General features: G+C 38.7%; 19 protein-coding genes and 1 pseudogene. 7 read left to right on the top strand and 13 right to left on the bottom strand.

What is annotated here, in order from left to right; translation table 11 throughout:
* The first annotated feature begins 11 nt into the window (after window positions 1–11).
* From KP78_RS07820 to KP78_RS07810, 3 genes are all read left to right on the top strand, one after another.
* Window positions 12–1,238, top strand: a complete 1,227-nt coding sequence (locus tag KP78_RS07820) for a metal-dependent hydrolase family protein (protein WP_052474699.1) — start codon at window positions 12–14, stop codon at window positions 1,236–1,238.
* Window positions 1,239–1,289: 51 nt separating this feature from the next.
* Window positions 1,290–2,462, top strand: coding sequence for a hypothetical protein (locus KP78_RS07815; RefSeq protein WP_041087841.1), 1,173 nt, complete (start codon window positions 1,290–1,292; stop codon window positions 2,460–2,462).
* Window positions 2,463–2,954: 492 nt separating this feature from the next.
* Window positions 2,955–3,512 (top strand): undecaprenyl-diphosphatase, encoded by a 558-nt coding sequence (locus tag KP78_RS07810; protein ID WP_084219854.1) that lies wholly within the window; start codon window positions 2,955–2,957, stop codon window positions 3,510–3,512.
* 60 nt (window positions 3,513–3,572) lie between these two features.
* On the opposite strand, the gene KP78_RS07805 is transcribed toward KP78_RS07810, so the two are convergent.
* Together KP78_RS07805 and KP78_RS07800 are read right to left on the bottom strand one after the other, a co-directional pair.
* Window positions 3,573–3,770 (bottom strand): hypothetical protein, encoded by a 198-nt coding sequence (locus KP78_RS07805; protein WP_041087839.1) that lies wholly within the window; start codon window positions 3,768–3,770, stop codon window positions 3,573–3,575.
* A 58-nt stretch (window positions 3,771–3,828) separates the two neighbouring features.
* The gene (locus KP78_RS07800; protein ID WP_041087838.1) at window positions 3,829–4,083 is read right to left on the bottom strand and encodes a hypothetical protein; all 255 of its coding nucleotides are present in this window, start codon (window positions 4,081–4,083) and stop codon (window positions 3,829–3,831) included.
* A 66-nt stretch (window positions 4,084–4,149) separates the two neighbouring features.
* On the opposite strand from KP78_RS07800, the gene KP78_RS07795 reads away from it, so the two are divergent.
* Together KP78_RS07795 and KP78_RS07790 are read left to right on the top strand one after the other, a co-directional pair.
* Window positions 4,150–4,353: a WGxxGxxG family protein gene (locus tag KP78_RS07795; RefSeq protein ID WP_041087835.1), complete on the top strand. Its 204-nt coding sequence runs from the start codon at window positions 4,150–4,152 to the stop codon at window positions 4,351–4,353.
* Between the two features lie 63 nt (window positions 4,354–4,416).
* Window positions 4,417–4,926 (top strand): DUF3231 family protein, encoded by a 510-nt coding sequence (locus tag KP78_RS07790; protein WP_041087833.1) that lies wholly within the window; start codon window positions 4,417–4,419, stop codon window positions 4,924–4,926.
* A gap of 49 nt (window positions 4,927–4,975) precedes the next feature.
* Here the strand turns inward: KP78_RS07790 and KP78_RS07785 are convergent, their stop codons facing one another.
* The 3 genes from KP78_RS07785 to KP78_RS07775 are packed head-to-tail and all read right to left on the bottom strand — an operon-like array spanning window position 4,976 to window position 8,959.
* A complete protein-coding gene (locus tag KP78_RS07785; protein WP_041087831.1) occupies window positions 4,976–6,076 on the bottom strand; it encodes a GerAB/ArcD/ProY family transporter in 1,101 nt (366 codons plus the stop codon).
* Between the two features lie 20 nt (window positions 6,077–6,096).
* A complete protein-coding gene (locus KP78_RS07780) occupies window positions 6,097–7,320 on the bottom strand; it encodes a Ger(x)C family spore germination protein (RefSeq protein WP_041087830.1) in 1,224 nt (407 codons plus the stop codon).
* Window positions 7,310–8,959, bottom strand: coding sequence for a spore germination protein (locus KP78_RS07775; RefSeq protein ID WP_041087829.1), 1,650 nt, complete (start codon window positions 8,957–8,959; stop codon window positions 7,310–7,312). Before KP78_RS07775 ends, KP78_RS07780 begins: the two co-directional genes overlap by 11 nt.
* Before the next feature lie 124 nt (window positions 8,960–9,083).
* Between KP78_RS07775 and KP78_RS07770 the strand changes: the two genes are divergently transcribed.
* Window positions 9,084–9,353 (top strand): YczF family membrane protein, encoded by a 270-nt coding sequence (locus KP78_RS07770; RefSeq protein ID WP_041087828.1) that lies wholly within the window; start codon window positions 9,084–9,086, stop codon window positions 9,351–9,353.
* A gap of 105 nt (window positions 9,354–9,458) precedes the next feature.
* Here KP78_RS07770 and KP78_RS07765 read toward each other — a convergent pair whose 3' ends face one another.
* The gene (locus KP78_RS07765; RefSeq protein WP_157841467.1) at window positions 9,459–9,704 is read right to left on the bottom strand and encodes a hypothetical protein; all 246 of its coding nucleotides are present in this window, start codon (window positions 9,702–9,704) and stop codon (window positions 9,459–9,461) included.
* A gap of 106 nt (window positions 9,705–9,810) precedes the next feature.
* Here KP78_RS07765 and KP78_RS07760 point away from each other — a divergent pair, with 106 nt between their 5' ends.
* The gene (locus tag KP78_RS07760; RefSeq protein ID WP_041087826.1) at window positions 9,811–10,080 is read left to right on the top strand and encodes a hypothetical protein; all 270 of its coding nucleotides are present in this window, start codon (window positions 9,811–9,813) and stop codon (window positions 10,078–10,080) included.
* A 68-nt stretch (window positions 10,081–10,148) separates the two neighbouring features.
* On the opposite strand, the gene KP78_RS07755 is transcribed toward KP78_RS07760, so the two are convergent.
* The 7 genes and pseudogenes from KP78_RS07755 to KP78_RS07725 all read right to left on the bottom strand — a co-directional run bounded on the left by KP78_RS07755 (window position 10,149) and on the right by KP78_RS07725 (window position 16,819).
* Window positions 10,149–10,451 (bottom strand): HD-GYP domain-containing protein, encoded by a 303-nt coding sequence (locus KP78_RS07755; RefSeq protein ID WP_052474697.1) that lies wholly within the window; start codon window positions 10,449–10,451, stop codon window positions 10,149–10,151.
* A 329-nt stretch (window positions 10,452–10,780) separates the two neighbouring features.
* Window positions 10,781–11,899: pseudogene (locus KP78_RS07750) on the bottom strand (glycerol dehydrogenase).
* A gap of 237 nt (window positions 11,900–12,136) precedes the next feature.
* Window positions 12,137–12,484: a hypothetical protein gene (locus KP78_RS07745; protein WP_041087825.1), complete on the bottom strand. Its 348-nt coding sequence runs from the start codon at window positions 12,482–12,484 to the stop codon at window positions 12,137–12,139.
* Between the two features lie 535 nt (window positions 12,485–13,019).
* Window positions 13,020–13,292 carry a hypothetical protein gene (locus KP78_RS20610; protein ID WP_041087824.1) on the bottom strand — a complete coding sequence of 91 codons (273 nt, stop codon included), beginning with the start codon at window positions 13,290–13,292 and terminating at the stop codon, window positions 13,020–13,022.
* Between the two features lie 65 nt (window positions 13,293–13,357).
* Window positions 13,358–15,010 carry a catalase gene (locus KP78_RS07735; protein ID WP_041087822.1) on the bottom strand — a complete coding sequence of 551 codons (1,653 nt, stop codon included), beginning with the start codon at window positions 15,008–15,010 and terminating at the stop codon, window positions 13,358–13,360.
* 133 nt (window positions 15,011–15,143) lie between these two features.
* On the bottom strand, window positions 15,144–15,419 hold the full coding sequence (locus KP78_RS07730) for a hypothetical protein (protein WP_041087821.1): 276 nt from the start codon (window positions 15,417–15,419) through the stop codon (window positions 15,144–15,146).
* Between the two features lie 221 nt (window positions 15,420–15,640).
* Window positions 15,641–16,819 carry an MFS transporter gene (locus tag KP78_RS07725; RefSeq protein ID WP_106388548.1) on the bottom strand — a complete coding sequence of 393 codons (1,179 nt, stop codon included), beginning with the start codon at window positions 16,817–16,819 and terminating at the stop codon, window positions 15,641–15,643.
* Window positions 16,820–16,906: the final 87 nt, after the last annotated feature.

Below are 16,906 nucleotides of genomic sequence, written 5' to 3'. Positions count from 1 at the left end.
ATGTAGAATATTTGAGCAATCTAATCTTTTTAACAGGTGGATTCATTATCAACGGAAAAGGCGATGTTCTTGAAAATGGCGGTGTATTAATCGAGGATGACAAGATTGTTTCTGTTGGTGAAGCAGATTCCATTCAAGTGCCACAAAATGCTGAAGTTATTGATGTAACAGGTAAAACGATTATGCCGGGCTTAATTGATGCCCATATGCATTTTTTCGGCCATAAAAATCTAAATCTTGCGATGGCTGCTTTTGAGCCGCGTGAAATGCTGATGGGAAGAGCGTTAAAGGATTTGGACAAGCTTCTTAATGCTGGCTTTACAGCGGTTCGCGACGTAGGAAGTCCAGTAGCGGTTTATATGAGACAGCTTGTAAATGAAGGGATCTACAATGGACCTAGAATCTCCACTTCTCATTTAATGCTGTCACAAACAGCAGGTCATGGCGATTTCCACATGCTTCCTCCAGAAATGAATATTTTCCGCATATGTGACGGCGTCGATGAGTGTCGCAAGGCTGCACGCGAACAGTTTAGAGCAGGTGCTGATTTTATTAAAATTTCTTCTTCCGGCGGCGTTCTTTCCGAGAAGGATGATCCTCGCTCTCCACAATTTACAGTGGAAGAAATTTCAGCCATTGTCTATGAAGCAGAGGCAGTTGGTTCATATGTTGCATCCCATGCTCAAAGTACACAAGGTATTAAAAATGCTTTAAAAGCAGGCGTTAAGACGATTGAACACGGCATTTTGATTGACGATGAAGGGATTGAAATGATGCTAAAACAAGATGCATACCTAGTGCCAACCTTCTCGATCGTCAAACGAATTGTCAACGAAGGACATAAATTTGGGGTGCCTGAATTCGGTCTAAAGAAAGCAAGAATGTACTATGAAATCCATAAAGAAAATGTCCAGCGTGCTTACAAAGCAGGCGTTAAAATTGCTGGCGCCACCGATTTTGTAGGCTGCGATCCTGTTGACCACGGAGGAAATGCTGAAGAGCTGGACATTTTTGTGAATGAAATTGGATTAACACCAATGGAAGCAATTGTCGCTTCTACTCAAACTGCTGCTGAAGCGATGTTTATGGCCGATAAAATCGGTTCTCTTGAAGCAGGCAAATATGCAGATGTAATTGTGGTAGACGGCAATCCCCTAGAAAATATCAAACTGCTATTAGACACAAATAATATTAAACAGGTTTTTGTCGGAGGCAAGCTTGTAAAAAACACAAAATAAATAACCAAATGAAACTTAAAAAGGTCATTTGTATAAATGGAGGAAACATCAATGTTTGATCAACCACTTGTAGCCGCTGCACTCGTCTTAGCATTACTCGTAGTAGGCGAAATTATTTCCATCGCTACTCGAGCAAGAGTACCAATGCTCTTTATCGTTTTTATGGGCTATTTAATTGCCTTATGGACAGGCCTTTTTCCTACAGATATTATTGACAGCTCTACTCTTTCTGTATTTGGTGCACTTATTGTCGCACCAGCGATTGTTCACATGGGAACACTTATTCCTATGACCATTTTAAAGAAACAATACAAAGCCGTCCTTATTTCACTGCTTGGCATTGTGTTTGCATCCCTTCTTGTTCTCGCAGTGGTTACACCAATCAGCGGCTATGAAACAGCTGTTTCAGGCGTAGGTCCCTTAGTAGGAGGAATTATTGCCTTTATTATTACTTCAGAGAAACTGCAATCATTAGGACTTACTTCAATTATCACAGTAGCAGCGCTCGTTTTATCCTTCCAATATTTTGTTGGACTTCCGCTAGCTACAAACTTATTGAAAAAATATGCTATTAAAGTAAGAGATCAGTTTACTGCAGGCGCATTCACTGAAACAGCCGCAGCAGCCGATAGCAGCGAAAATAAAAAAGAAAAGAAATACTTGATAAGCGATAAATACGCAACACCTGTTATTCTATTATTCATGTTGTTTGTTGGCGGAGCTATTGCTGTCGTTTTAGGAAACTTAACCGGCATTCATTATAGCTTATGGTCATTAGCAATTGGTTTTATCGGACTATTAACTGGAGTTTTTAGAGATAAGATGATGGAGCGAGCCAATTCATTTGGTATTACGATGGTCGGGATCATATTCGTTGTTTTGCCTTCTATGAACGCAGTAACATTCTCTGACTTCGTTGCTAACCTGCCTATCGTCGCGCTCATCTTAGCTGTTGGTGCTGCAGGAATTATTTTGGGAGGATATATCGGTTCCAAAATCTTCAAATGGGATCCAAACTTAGGCATCCCTGTTGCCTTAACCGCCATGTTCGGATTTCCAGCTGATTATATCATCTGTGAAGAAATCAGCAGAACGACTGGAAGAACGCCAGCAGAGGAAAAGTATATTTTCGACCAGATTCTTTCTCCGCTTCTCATTGGAGGATTTACGACAGTAACCGTTGCTTCGATCATCGTCGCATCTGTTTTGATGGGCACATTGTAATTTTAATGAAGCAATTCAGTTTAAAGAACTGGTGGGATTGATTAGCGCCATTTTCATTGCAATAAGAAGAAACAGTCTAATCAATGAAGGAAAAATCAATTTAGGTGATATAGCGAAGAAAGTGATCGATTGCCACGAGCTGATCAATGGAAACCATTGCGATTGCTGTTTTGAGGTTGTCCCATTAAGGTGGATCGTTACTTTCCACTTCTTTCTATTAGCCTTTTGATTTGCAGTCGTAATAAAGTGCCGCCCATTCTGGAGACTCCGTAGGAAAAACGATTGAGAGAGACCCTGCAGTGCAGCGATCTTCTGCATGAGGAGGCTCGCGTTCGTCGGCGGAAAGCGAAGGAATGGGCCGCACGGTTTTTAAATTTCAACATCTTGTAAAGCCAACCAGAATCCTGGTTGGCTTCTTTCATAGAACACGCTCTACATGATTCCTTTTCTCCTTGGGTATATTATGTACATCTTAAAATAAGGAGAGATTGGATGGATATTAAATTATTTCATTTTATAAATGGATTGGCAGGGCGTTATTCTCCATTGGATTCACTGATGATCATGATTTCCAATAAAATCCGCTATGTATTTATGGCTATTTTAGGGGTCAGATGGCTGCAAAATCAAGCGCCAAAAAACGTAATCCTTTCACTCTTATTCCCCTTGTTTCTTAACACATTCATTAGGTTTTTTTACAACAAACCGCGCCCTTTTATGAACCACCGTGTCGGTATACTTATTCCTTCCAAGATGAATTCTTCTTTTCCAAGTAAACATGTCTTGCTTGTTTTTGCGGTTGCTGCTTCCATTTTTCTAAAAGAACGCCGGCTTGGATCCGTCATGCTTGGACTTGCCGGACTGACAGGCTTATCCCGTATTTGGGTAGGACATCATTATCCTTCTGATGTTCTTGGCAGTGCTGTTTTAGGGGTTTTCTCCGGCATTATGACCAATAAATTTCCGCATTTTTTTGTTCCAGTCTTTCGGATGCTTAGAATTCCAAATGTATGGTTCGACATTAAGTTACCAAACGGAGCAGCACTGTGATGCAGCGCTGTCCCACTTTCCATGCAAACTTATTCAATCGGTTTCGAGCAGATTCTGCTCTTAGTCGACAAGAAAGGAACTCAGCCATACTCGCTTTGGATCTTGATTGAAAAATTCCGTTTGATTTGGTCCTTTAGAAATAAGAAAACCAATCACCTCCTGATTTGATACATAGTAAGGTAAGGAGCCAGACGGATTAAACCAGCTATTCATTATATTCCGCTTAAACAATTCCTCTGTCAGCGGAAACGTACTCATTAAACTTTTATTCCATAGTGAAATTAGCTGATTTGGATCTTTATCATATTCTTGAAAGCTAGTAATTCGTATTCAATTGTTCATACGTATAGCTTCCTTGTTCCAGCAATGTCACTGATGATTTCCCTTTAAAGCTAATCAGACCTTCTAGTAAAGCCTTCAGCTGTTTTATGACATGATCTGTATAGCTATAAGTTGTAATATAGGCCGGAACTTCTTTAGGAAGGCGTTCAATTATTTGCGGGTTCCATAAAGAAACAACGATGATTTTTTTGTTTTTGAAAATAAATTCAAAAAAATGATTCTCTCTCATTTTTTTGAATTATCTACTCCCAAATGGACAATCTATATATGACTATGATTTGGAAGGAGGAAAACGATGGCCAACAAAATTTTTTATTTAGTTTGTTGTATTACCATTACTGGAATGCTTGCAGGGGTGCCAGCTTATGCTCAACATGATACAGATGAAAATCCGGACACCGCTGTTCAAACTGATGCAAATGATGATGACACAGATTGGGGCTGGATTGGTTTAATTGGTCTTGCGGGACTTTTAGGGTTAAGAAGAAAAGACAAATAAAGAACATAAAACATGAACATAACTTTTATAAACAAATTAAAAAAGATAAAATGGAGGATTACGATGGGCATTTTAAGTGGAAATCAAAAAGACGAGCCAATGCATTATGGAGAGGTATATGGAGCTTGGTCTTATTTATTGGCTTCTAAAGGAATGGTAGCAGGATACGAAACATTCATTAATCATACTGGTGATGTGGATCTTCAAAAATTAATTGAAGAAGGACTAAGATTAGCCCAGCAGGAAATCGAGCAAATTGAAGCATTATTAAAGGAAAACGGAGTCGGTCTTCCACCTACACCTCCGTCTCGGCCAAATGCTCAAGTAGAAAATATTCCGGTTGGAGCTCGATTTCAAGACCCTGAGATTGCGGCTGCCATTTCAAAAGATGCAGCTGCTGGTTTAATTGCTTGCAGTACAATGATGGGGCAATCCATCCGAGAAGACATCGCGCTCATGTATGGACAAATGCATATGCAAAAAGCTGCTCTTGGTGCAAAAATACTACGATTAAATAAAGAAAAAGGCTGGCTCATTCCTCCCCCGCTTCACCACTATAAAGCTGACTGTTAACAAAAAAACCCTATAAAAGGGGTTTTTTTGTTCTAGCTCAACACAACCTTCAATTATTGTTTTTTTTCCTGTTTTTAAAGAAAGCAATCACAAGCAATAAAACAGGGATGATCACTTGCATCGGGAAAAGAATATAAAGTGTAACGATCTGCAGCCCTTCCTGAATGTGTTCAGAAAAATTGCTTGCAATGATGATTGATAAGAGTAAAATGATCAGCCCGATTGGAAAAGACAGCTGGGATGATTCTTTAATGTTAAACAAATCGGCTGTACCAATAATGGCCACGTACGTATAGATACCAATTTTACAAAAACCACCGATAATTAAGGTAAGCATAAAGTAAACGTCAAGCCGTTCCAAAAATCCTGCTATTTGGATCATTTGTATGGAGGATAGAAGCGGAAACTGTGATCGTGATAAAAGGCTTACACCGAGAACACTAATATTGATTGCCGCAACCAAAGCCAGGGTAACCCCGCTGAGTGTCAATGCTAATAAACCAGCGCGTTTGGCTTTTTCTGATTTATTTAAATAAGGCAAAATCATCGCAAAGACGACGACTTCTCCAAAAGGCACGTAAAGCGTTTGAGTAGCAGTTGTCTTTAGTAGTGCTCCCAATCCTTTTTCAAGGACCGGCTTTAAATTCGCTGTGTCAATCACACCTGAAGCAATAATTAGGATTAAGCCGCTAATCGCAAGCAGCCCCGCGAGGACAAATAGCAATTCCCCTGTTCTTGCAATGACTTCAATCCCTTTGCGAACGGTATAGACAATGACAATGATTAACAATGCATTTGCAATAAATAATGGAGTGTCTTCATAAGCAAATGTTAATAGCATCTCTCCAAAGTCTCTTAGTACCCTGGCAGCAAGATACATAAAATAAAGAATATAGATAAACCCAAGAACTCTTCCAAACGTTTTTCCAAGCAGCTTTTGAACATATTCCGTCGGAAGAATATTAGGGTAATATTGATAGAGGCCATGATAGATCAAATACAACAAAAACCCGCCTCCCATTCCCAAGAGAATAGCAAGCCAGGCACTTTGTTTTACTTCACTTGCAAGTGGAAGCATTAAAGCGCTCCCTACCGTAAACATGACAATTAAGACAAACAGCTGATATGCGCTTATTTTCGCTTGTTCCACTGATTGTCACTTCCTTTTCATTAATGGCTATTTTCATAATCAGAGAGGTAAGAATTGTTTCGTAATCCTGTGCGCCGTATAAAGGCATCAACCTTTACATCGACTTTTATTTCCGGGAAGACCGTTTCCTGCCAATCCTTCCCGAAGTCTTTCCACGCGTCAGGATAGGAGCGATGAACCTCATCACCGAATCCAAAGATATCGGTCTTATTTTCTTTTGCAAATTCAACCGAACCTTCTATTTGTCGCTTAATTTCTTTTTCCGCTAATTTCTCGATCTTCCTCAATACGTCAGGGTCACTCAGCTTAACCGGATTTCTCACCTCGCGTATATCTCCTTCTGCACGAACATGTACAGTAATTTCAGGCTGCTCATTTTTTATAGCAGCTGAAACTTCTGTATTTTGTCGCATTACCTGATAACCAATAACATCCTTAACTCCCTCCCATTCAAGATTCACTATGGTTTTTTTTAGTTTATCCAGTACCCATACAGCTCCCCTGGCATTATCACCATGCAGCCAATTGATTAATTTTCCATTTTTAAAAATCGCCAGTCCATCCGCTTCTAGCGTGGCATCCAATTCAGACGCTTGAATATTTTCAATTTTCTTGCCCTTTTCCGGGTCTCCGATTACGCGAACTCCTGTGATTAAAGGGTCTGTACCCGAATCTGTAAGCTTTTTAATGACACCTTGAAGCGTCACTTTTAATTCCCCACCCCAAACCCTCTCTGATGTTTCCAGCGTTTTCACAACCTTATCAGCTGGAATATTATCGATTGCTGTCAACGATTTAACGATATCTTCTGCTTTTGCTTCATGAGCAATGACAATGGTTGTGGTGGGTCGGATTTCAGGGTCACGTTCAAAGGCATCCAATATTTTGATGATTCCTTCTTCTCTTGCCAGTTCTTCACTGATCACTAATAAATTGGTATGCGCCATATAAAGTCTTCGGGAAATTTTTGTGGAGCCCATATAATGAGAATCAAGAATTGTTTTACCCGTAGCAGAATAAACAGTAACAGCAGGCCCTTGTCCGCCGCCACCTCCCTGCAATGCTCCTGCTACGTTTTTTGGATTAATGATCTGAAATGTCTTTACATACTCCCCCTCTTCATTTTTATCAATTCCAAGGGCTGAAATAATTGATAATTCGTTTAGCTCCTTTTTGTTCCAACAGCCAGAAATGGTGGTAATGCATATTATTAATAGAAATAGAAGTATTTTTTTATATCTCATCCCCATCACCTTTTCTCGAGCTCATTTCACGCGCTGCAGGCGGTTCCGGTTTCTGGTTATTCCCTTTTCGAACAGTATTTTTGCTGCCAATTAGTCTCGGTCTTTCTCTCAAGTCCCACCAAGGTCTCCGAAAAATGGTATCACCTGCATTTTCAGGAATAAAAGGCGTAAGAGGAGACATATACGGAACACCAAATGACCGCAGACCGCATAAATGTGCAAGCAGTGTAATAAATGCAAGTACAATTCCATAAAACCCAAATGTTGCTGCACATAGCATAAAAAGAAAACGAATCAAACGGATGGAAATGGCCATTGGAAAAGAAGGAGTTGCAAAGCTTGCAATCGCTGTGATGGACACGACAATGACCATAGCCGGCGAAACGATTCCGGCTTGTACAGATGCTTGTCCGATCACAAGCGCACCAACAATTGATATTGTAGGACCAATAATTTTGGGCATTCGTATACCAGCTTCTCTTAATATTTCAAACGTTACCTCCATAATAAGCGCTTCAACAAATGCAGGAAAAGGGACTACATCCCTCTGTGCTGCAATTATGAGCAAGAACTGAGTAGGAATCATTTCTTGATGAAAGGTTGTTGCAGCAACATAAATCGCCGGTCCCATCAATGAAATGAAGAAAGTTATTACGCGTAAGAAGCGAGTAGCCGTTGCAATATCAGAGCGAATATAATAATCCTCTGGCGTTTGAAAAAATTGAATAAATACTGCAGGAGCCAACAGAACAAATGGAGTCCCATTGATAAAAATCGCAACCCTGCCTTCAAGGAGATTTCCTGCCACCATATCCGGTCTTTCTGTATGAAAAATGGTGGGAAAAGTGGTCATGGTTTGATCTTGAATCATCTGTTCGATGTATCCTGATTCAAGGATGCTGTCCAATTTGATATTATCCAGACGTTTACGTACTTCCTCAACAATTTCATCCTTAACAATTCCATTTATATACATAACTGATACATCTGTTTGTGTTATAGTCCCAAGTTTCCTCGGCTCGATCCATAAATTAGGATTGTTGATAATTCTCCGGACCAATGCGATATTGGTCCCGATGGCTTCTGTAAAGCTTTCTCTTGAACCCCGAATGGTATTTTGTGTACTTGGTTCAAGGATCGATCGCTTTTCACCGCCTCTTGTATTGGCGCTTATAGCCTCACTAGATCCATCAATTAAAATAATGGTTTTGCCGGACAGCATCGATTGAAATAATTTTTCCCAATCGTTTACACGCTCTATGCTCCCAAGTGCAATAATATCTTTTTCAATTTTGTTTAAGATTTCTTCTCCATTCTTTACCTCGATGTCATCATTGTTTAAAATCGATTTTATTAAAAAATCATTAACTGATTGCTCCTCTACGAGTCCTTCCACATATCCAATAGCAATCTCAACAGGAGGACCACCGCCAACCATTAACCTGCGTATGATCACATCCGGGCTGCTCCCTGTTTTTTGTTTAATGACCTCAAGATTCGCAGCCAATGACCGGTTAAGGGGACCTGCAGCATTTTGGCTGGAATTCTCTTTACTATCTTCCTTTTTCGTTTGTTCCTTTTTGTTGTTATGTACCTTGTCAATCTTCTTCCTTTTATGTCGTTTAAAAAATGAAGGCATTGGCAATATACCTTTCTTTATTTTTTATTCATTATTGCCTTTCAGATATGTGCATATACAAAATAAGAACTATTTTTGCGCATAACTGTTTAAGAACTTGAAAAAAATATGAACAAAGCAGGGAGTGATAAAAATAAAAATACTCGGTATAACAATGCTGATGCTGATCTCGTTAATGAGCTTTTCTTTATTACTGGATGTCTCTTTAGGACTGGATCCAAAACCATCCTTATATAATGAATTTAATCCCTTTTTAGTAATGGAATTTATTGAACTTGTTGTATGCTTATCATTTATTGCTTTTTTGTTTAAAACACCTTTATTAACCTTTTACAACAAAAGAAAGGGTAAAAAAAAGAACGACCCATCAAGCAGTGTTTCTACAGAATCGTAATATTGGCCACTGCAGGATGCTGCTGCAGCACAAAAAACACAATTTTTTGATCATCTGTAAGCTCCAAAAACCAATTTTTATCTTTCAACAGAATTGCTAATTCAATTAAATCTGGATGATGTGCAGAATAAATATGGCATGTTGGAGGCAAATCGATTGAATAATGTTTTCAGAGCTGCGGAAAATAATGAAGTTACCTTTCCCTTCCGTTCTAAATGCTTTAACATGTAAGCTCGTGGAATAAATGTCTTCTGGAAACAATTCTTTCCCTGACAGCTTATCAATGTATTCATACTCAGCCGTCACCTTTTTCTTTCCTCCTTTACCAAACGTGGAAATAGTTTTCTTCATATAGTAATTTTTATGCTTTAATTGGATAAAAATCATTTGTTTTTCTTCCGGACATCTCTAAAAAACTACTTACTAAATCCACGTGGTATAATGTTTAAAAAACGAGGTGTTTACGATCGTTAAAAAGGAACAAGGAGCTCAAAAACAACAGCTGCTGATCTTAAAAATTTCGTTCGTTATTTTTTCCGTATTAACAATGGGATCACTCATTTTTATAGAAGGTGAAATAGTACTTAATATATTTGCCATTGGAATCGGAATTTTTGCCATTATAAATGGCGTAATTAGAAGAAAAACGAACAGAAATCGAGCAGTTTACAGCATAATTGTCGGGTTTTTGCTTGTTTTGCTGACGGCAGCCCGTTTTGTAGTGTAGTGGAATCACAAAAAGGCTGTTCCATCAGTCGACGTATCGCCGCTTTTGCTGGAACAGCCTCTTTCTATTTACATGATTTCAATAAACGTTTCGACAATGGATGGATCAAAACACTTCCCCTTCTGTTCATTTATGTAAGATAACGCTTTTTCTTTAGTCCAAAAATCTTTATAAGGTCTGCGGCTTGTTAAAGCGTCAAAAACGTCGACAACCGCTACGATCCTTTCTTCAAAAGGAATTTTCTCAGCTTTTATTGTGAAGGGATAGCCTTTTCCATCCCATTTTGCATGGTGATATAAAATAATATTTTCTGCTACCTCCAGATTTTGAATGAAGTCATGTTGAATACCAGCGGAAATTTCGTTTAACATATCCTTTCAATTAAGGGGTGCATTTCAATAATGTTTCTTTCATAGGACATTAAACTTCCTGGCTTGTATAATATTCCTTCTAGGATACCTGCCTTCCCGATATCGTGCAATATACTGGAATGAATGATGTTGTCTGTATAGTTTGAATCTAAATGCAGGTGATTTCTTTCATTTGATCACTATCCGTGATAATAACAGCATCCCCTAATTGTAAAAAATTTCGCAGCTGATCAGGTACTGGCAATATCGTTTTCAATATCATCGCTCCTATGTACCAAGTTAAAAACTGCCTCTATAAAAGAGAGACAGTTCTATTTCCAACCCGTTAACTATTCCTGCCAACCAACGCGGACTTTATACGCTTTTGTATACTGATCCACAGCAATTATAGCCTGTACAACGTCATCTGGAGTGACAGCGAATGACAAATTATGCATCGTTTCATTCTCCTGCGTTGCAGCAGCTCCCACCTTGTATAGCTCTTCTTTCGTTGCATCCTTTAATTTAATTTCCTCAAGGGTAACAGGAAGGCCCAGCTAAAGATAAAACTCAATATAGCGTTCAATTTATTCCATTGGTCTGTTTTCTAGAACCAATTGCGCAACCGTTCCGTATGCTACTTTTTCACCGTGTGTAAGGTGGTGAATATCTCCATTTACTGCAGTAAAGCCATTATGGATTGCATGAGCTCCTGCCAATCCGCCGCTCTCAAATCCGAGTCCGCTTAATAGCGTGTTTGCCTCAATAACGGCATCTAGAGCAGGGGTTACAATCTGGCTGTTAACGGATTCATAAGCAAGTAATCCATACTGGAAAAGCACTTTTTCACATTTTTCAGCAATCGCTTTCCCTGCGATGGTTGGCAAACCTCCTGCCATATTAATTGCACCTGATCCAATGGCCGCTCTTGCCTCCACTCAGGTTGCAAGAGCATCAGCAATCCCAGAAGCAAGGAATCGAGGTGGTGCTCCTGCTATAATTTGAATTTCGACAAGAATCAAATCTGGGTTTTTACTATAGAATTTATACGCTTCAAATATACCATCAGAAGAATAAATAACAGATAATGCACTGGTTGGCGCATCTGATGAAGCAACCGTAGGAATGATCACTCGGCTTGCCTTTAAATCATCTCCTATTGCTTTAATGGTATCGATTGTTTTTCCTCCGCCTACTCCGATCACAACATCTATTTGTTCCATTTTACCTATTTCTGTAATTCTATTTATTTCCTGAAGAGAAGATTCTCCATTAAATACGATTTTTGTTGTAGATACGCCTTCTTGTTCTAAACTTTCCACCACATTATTGCCAGCAAGCTTTCAAACGAATTCATCTGCAATGACTAAAGCTTTCTTCCCCGGCCCCCGAATATATTTTCCAGGCTTTTCAACCATATTTTTTCCTTGAACATATTTCCCTGGACTAGTAAATTCTTTTTCAGACATAAGATCCGCTCCTTTTATATTTGATTTTTTGTGAAGTATTTCACAATTAAAATTAAAAAAATAGGTAGGCTAAAAGCATTTTGTCGATCAAATTATTGTAAAGTATTTCACAATTGCTATATACTGCATTTTCTTGATATTTGCAAAAAAAATTTTTCGAAAAAATTTAAACATAAGATAATTAAGCACTCTTTACTCCAAAAAAATTTGAAGTAAAGAGTGCTTAAGGTATCACAACTACGAAAGAGGATTTTTAATAATCGGTTCTACAAATGCTTCCCATTTTTTATACATATCTTTCATAGACGGGGTAAATGTTACTCCACTCATCTTTTTTTGCATCGCATTCATCATGCAAGCCAATACACTGCTATTCGGTCTACTCGTGTTTACCTCTTTTTCAATCGCTGAAATAATTCGGTCTATTTCTTTTTTCTTTTCAGTCGAAATGTCAGCATCATGCAACGCTTCGCTTAATGAAATGGATGCTTCATTTATATTCGCAAATCGAACTTGGTTATGTAATTGGAGATTCGGCATCATGACCATCTCAACTTTTTCCTCTTCTTTTAACATAAGAACCATCAGTTACTCACTCTCCTGAATTACAATTTCTTCCTGCCTATAGCAGGTCTTTAATCCTTCTTTCTCTCTATTTCCATATAGCCTAATTTATACATTTTCAAACATGATTCTCATTATTTTTCGGCATATAAAAAGAACTTCTTTGAAAGACTTATCATTTCAAAGAAGTTCTTTTTACTTAAAATATTTGTGCAGGATGCTTTTTAGGGACGATTTAAATCCAACCGTCCACACTTGCCCATATTCATGCAATACCTTCGCATGACGCGGTTTGACACTAATCACTTTTTAATATAGGAGCCCCAATATAAAAAAAGACTTTCAAAAAGGTCATGTAATTTTTCCATGCCTTCCTTTTCAAGCTTTCCCGTAGCGCTAAAGTCAAACAAAACAGCCTTATAATCACCTTCATAAACAGCTTATGAAATGGGTATTGAAAAGGTATTTGTCGATTATGATGATGCTCCGCTGCAAGCAAACTCTTATCAATACGAAACTGAAATGCAAGAGTAGGCGTTCTTGATATACGTCCCCTTTATTTCAACATCGCTAATACTTCTTCTTTTTCTAAGGATAAAATCCTATTGGGGAACTCTTCATATGTATGGATATATGGTTTAAATAATTGCTCAGGGTGGGTTAAGGTAATGGTTTTGAAGAGATGGCTAGATAATAACTTTTTTATTGCTTCAATTGACTTCACCTCCCCTTTCCCTTCTATCATACGTGTTTCATGTCGATTTAAAAGATGAAATGTAATAGTATATGTTGCGATTATTGATCTGCTCATAGATTTTAATCGAATCATAAAAAAGCCGATCTCAATGTAAATTGAAATCGGCTTTGCCTATTAGCCACGCTCACGATTAATTTTTAATAAGGATCTGCCTTATGTCCCTTACGTTGAGCGTTATACATTGCTCTCTCACTTTCAATCGAGCTTGTATGCTCTTTTTCCTCATTTTCCATTTCTGCCTTCGCTTTTTCAAGCCCTTCTGCTACCCGTTTTCCGTAGTCTTCATCCGCTTGAGTGAAATGTTCAATCATTTTTTCCTGAATAGTTGGATGGCTAACACTAAGAGCACTCACGAGATTGCTGATGAGTTCTTCTCTTTCCCACTCTTCAAAATTCCGATAGGTTTCACCCGCTTGTCCGTAATTATTTTGACGATCAATCGGTTCTCTTATAAGTCTGTCATTGTAATGCGGCTGATGTTCTTTGCCAGGTCGCTCGGATTCTTTTAATCCATCAAGGACGGATGGCTCGTAATTTACGTGCGGATTACGACCAGGAGCATGATCTACATAATAGGCGCTTTGCCCGTCACGCTGATTTGTCGCTACACGTTTTTTTGGAGCGTTAACCGGCAATTGCAGATAGTTCGCTCCTACCCTGTAGCGCTGTGTATCTGAGTAGGAAAAGGTTCGGCCTTGCAGCATTTTGTCATCTGAGAAATCCATTCCATCTACAAGGACACCTGTTCCAAATGCAGCCTGCTCCACTTCCGCAAAATAATTTTCAGGATTTTTATTCAGCACCATTTTCCCGACAGGAAGAAATGGGAATTTATCTGTTGGCCATAATTTCGTATCATCAAGCGGGTCAAAATCAAGCTCTGGATGCTCGTCATCGCTCATAATTTGTACGCAAAGCTCCCACTCAGGATAATCGCCTCTTTCAATTGCTTCATAAAGATCCTGTGTCGCATGGCTCGTGTTCTTGCCTTGGATTTCATCCGCTTCTTTTTGCGTAAGATTTCGAATCCCTTGCTTTAACGGCTCCCAGTGATACTTCACTAAAACCGCTTCACCTTCCTGATTCACCCATTTATACGTATTTACACCCGACCCTTGCATTTGTCGATAATTCGCTGGAATACCCCACGGCGAAAAGAGAAAGGTAATCATTTGGATCGCTTCTGGAGATTGCGAGACAAAATCAAACATTCTCTCCGGATTTTGAACATTTGTAACTGGATCTGGTTTAAAAGCGTGAATCATATCCGGGAATTTGATTGGATCACGGATAAAAAAGATTTTCAGGTTATTCCCCACCAGATCCCAGTTGCCATCCTCGGTATAAAATTTAACCGCAAATCCTCTCGGGTCACGAGCTGTTTCAGGCGATTCCTTCGCCCCTGCTACCGTTGAGAAACGGACGAAAACAGGCGTTTGTTTCCCTGCATCATGGAAAACCTTTGCCCTTGTGTATTTAGAAACCGGCTCATCACCGGCCTTTCCATACGTTTCAAAATAACCGTGCGCCCCTGCTCCACGGGCGTGAACGACTCTTTCAGGAATTCGTTCCCGGTCAAAGTGTGAAATTTTCTCTATAAAATTATAGTTTTCTAAAGTAGTAGGACCTCTGTTTCCTACGGTTCTTACATTTTGATTATCGACTACCGGATGGCCCTGCCGATTCGTTAGGGATTCCATTGATTCCCCAGTACCAGTACGTTCATCATGCGAATTTCCTGCACCCTCTGCGGACGTTCCTGTAAAATCATTCTTTTTCTTATTATCCAAAAAAAGTCCTCCCTCTATCTTTTATTGCATACATTCCCACAATACCCCATCAGGTCATATTCAAACGGGAATAAAAAGAAAAATTAAAATATTCTGTCCTATTTAACGGGATTCGTTATTAATAAGATCTTTATTATTGTTTTCTTTTTTTCGGATCCGTCAGCTCCAAAAACCATATTTTATCCCCAAGTTGAAGTGCTAATTCAATTAAATCAGGATGATGGGCTGTATAGCTATAGAGGCTTGGCGGTTTTTTTGTCTGGATAACATTATCACAGCTGCGAAAGACGATAATGTTGCTGTCACCTTCTTTTCTAAATGCCTTCGAATCTGCACATTCCGAATAGATCTCTTCTGGAAACAACTCTTCTCCTGACAGTTTATCGATATATTGATAGTTGTCAGCCATAAGAACCCTCCTATTTTTGTTTCTCTTCCTGAAAACAAAAAATAAATGGCCAATTTACTTCTGTTCAAAGAAAATCCTTTAATTCGAATTATAGTACTGTCCAGTCATTTCATTGGAACAGCTATATATGTCTCTATACCCGAATTCATTAAGAATAAAATATTTTTTTAATTTCCATTTTATTTAATTGGATATTCAGATAGAAGAAGGGTTCTTATGCATTAGTTTTCAATTTCTTCAACTTTAATTAACTTTATCACAATAAGTAAAAAAAGAAGTCCCAGCACACCAGCTGTAATATAACTGATATTGACTGCATCTGCATCATTCATAACAAGTGACATAATCGGAGGACCTGCAGCTACTCCGATAAATCTTGCAGAACTATAAAAAGATGTGATTGTACCCCTTTTTTCCTTTTCAATATTTTCTGTGACGATAGCGTCAAGCACAGGCAATAACCCTCCTATAGCCATGCCAACAATACTGGTGACAATTAAAAGAAGAATCAATTTTTCACTTGTGTATCCAACAAAGCAAACGCTGACGGATAAGACAATCAAACAGCAGATCATTATTTTTTTCATTGTCGGTAAAACGCCTTTAATTTTTCTGCCAGTAATAAAAGAAGTAATACAGAGGACAAAAAGTGGAATGGCCAAAATAAATCCTTTCTTTATTCCCATCAGATCATGAACCATTTCTAGATTTTCAGATAGAAAAAATAACACCCCGAATAAAACCAGCATTACAAATGTTCCAACAAGGAACACGGTAAACAGCCAATTCCCCTCACTTTTGAAAGTTTTTTTTGTGTTATTAAGAAATTCCTTAATCTTTATTGGGTCGTTTTTGTCTTTTGGCACCTTAACAAAGAAGTAAATAAGTATGATAGAAATAAAACTAAAGATAGAAATAGAAAAAAAAGGAAAGAACCATAAAAAAGCTGCCAATAATGAACCAAGGATTGGACTTAGTACTTTTCCTGCTGTGTTCGACGTTTCAATGATCCCTAAACACGAGCTTGTTTTTTCATCATCATCCTTGTATAGGTCCCCTACTAAAGGCAATACAATCGGAAAAGCCCCAGAAGCACCAATCCCCTGTAAAATTCTTCCTATAATAATCCACGTATAAGGGGCTTCCAATTTCCAGGATGCAAATCCAGCAATCAGGCCTCCTAGCAGTGCTAGGGTTAAACTCGGTAAAATCACTTTTTTTCTCCCAAAACGATCCGACAAATAACCGGCTACTGGTATAAGAAAAATGGCAGCAATTGAATAGCTTGTAATGATCATACTTGATTGAAAGGAAGAGATCCCAACCTTTCTTTCCAGTATCGGCAGCACCGGTATAAACATGGAGTTGCCAAGTGTCATTACAAGTGGAATAGAAGCCATGCTTACAATACACCATACACCTACTTTTTCAGCATTTTCTCTCACAACCGCACCTCTATCTTTTTTTTTAACTAAATGTATGGTTTC

This window comes from Jeotgalibacillus soli, from assembly GCF_000829435.1.
Classification (GTDB): domain Bacteria; phylum Bacillota; class Bacilli; order Bacillales; family Jeotgalibacillaceae; genus Jeotgalibacillus; species Jeotgalibacillus soli.
The sequence above is the reverse complement of the archived record's forward strand: the minus strand, read 5'-3'. Positions and strand labels throughout refer to the sequence as shown.

What these genes read in the sequence shown, in the direction of transcription:
- KP78_RS07815 (WP_041087841.1), top strand. Translation starts at nt 1,290, where the DNA reads ATGTTTGATCAACCACTTGTAGCCGCTGCACTCGTCTTAGCATTACTC.
- KP78_RS07810 (WP_084219854.1), top strand. Translation starts at nt 2,955, where the DNA reads ATGGATATTAAATTATTTCATTTTATAAATGGATTGGCAGGGCGTTAT.
- KP78_RS07805 (WP_041087839.1), bottom strand. Translation starts at nt 3,770, where the DNA reads ATGAGTACGTTTCCGCTGACAGAGGAATTGTTTAAGCGGAATATAATG.
- KP78_RS07800 (WP_041087838.1), bottom strand. Translation starts at nt 4,083, where the DNA reads ATGAGAGAGAATCATTTTTTTGAATTTATTTTCAAAAACAAAAAAATC.
- KP78_RS07795 (WP_041087835.1), top strand. Translation starts at nt 4,150, where the DNA reads ATGGCCAACAAAATTTTTTATTTAGTTTGTTGTATTACCATTACTGGA.
- KP78_RS07790 (WP_041087833.1), top strand. Translation starts at nt 4,417, where the DNA reads ATGGGCATTTTAAGTGGAAATCAAAAAGACGAGCCAATGCATTATGGA.
- KP78_RS07780 (WP_041087830.1), bottom strand. Translation starts at nt 7,320, where the DNA reads ATGAGATATAAAAAAATACTTCTATTTCTATTAATAATATGCATTACC.
- KP78_RS07775 (WP_041087829.1), bottom strand. Translation starts at nt 8,959, where the DNA reads ATGCCTTCATTTTTTAAACGACATAAAAGGAAGAAGATTGACAAGGTA.
- KP78_RS07765 (WP_157841467.1), bottom strand. Translation starts at nt 9,704, where the DNA reads ATGAAGAAAACTATTTCCACGTTTGGTAAAGGAGGAAAGAAAAAGGTG.
- KP78_RS07755 (WP_052474697.1), bottom strand. Translation starts at nt 10,451, where the DNA reads ATGTTAAACGAAATTTCCGCTGGTATTCAACATGACTTCATTCAAAAT.
- KP78_RS07745 (WP_041087825.1), bottom strand. Translation starts at nt 12,484, where the DNA reads ATGGTTCTTATGTTAAAAGAAGAGGAAAAAGTTGAGATGGTCATGATG.
- KP78_RS20610 (WP_041087824.1), bottom strand. Translation starts at nt 13,292, where the DNA reads ATGATTCGATTAAAATCTATGAGCAGATCAATAATCGCAACATATACT.
- KP78_RS07730 (WP_041087821.1), bottom strand. Translation starts at nt 15,419, where the DNA reads ATGGCTGACAACTATCAATATATCGATAAACTGTCAGGAGAAGAGTTG.
- KP78_RS07725 (WP_106388548.1), bottom strand. Translation starts at nt 16,819, where the DNA reads ATGGCTTCTATTCCACTTGTAATGACACTTGGCAACTCCATGTTTATA.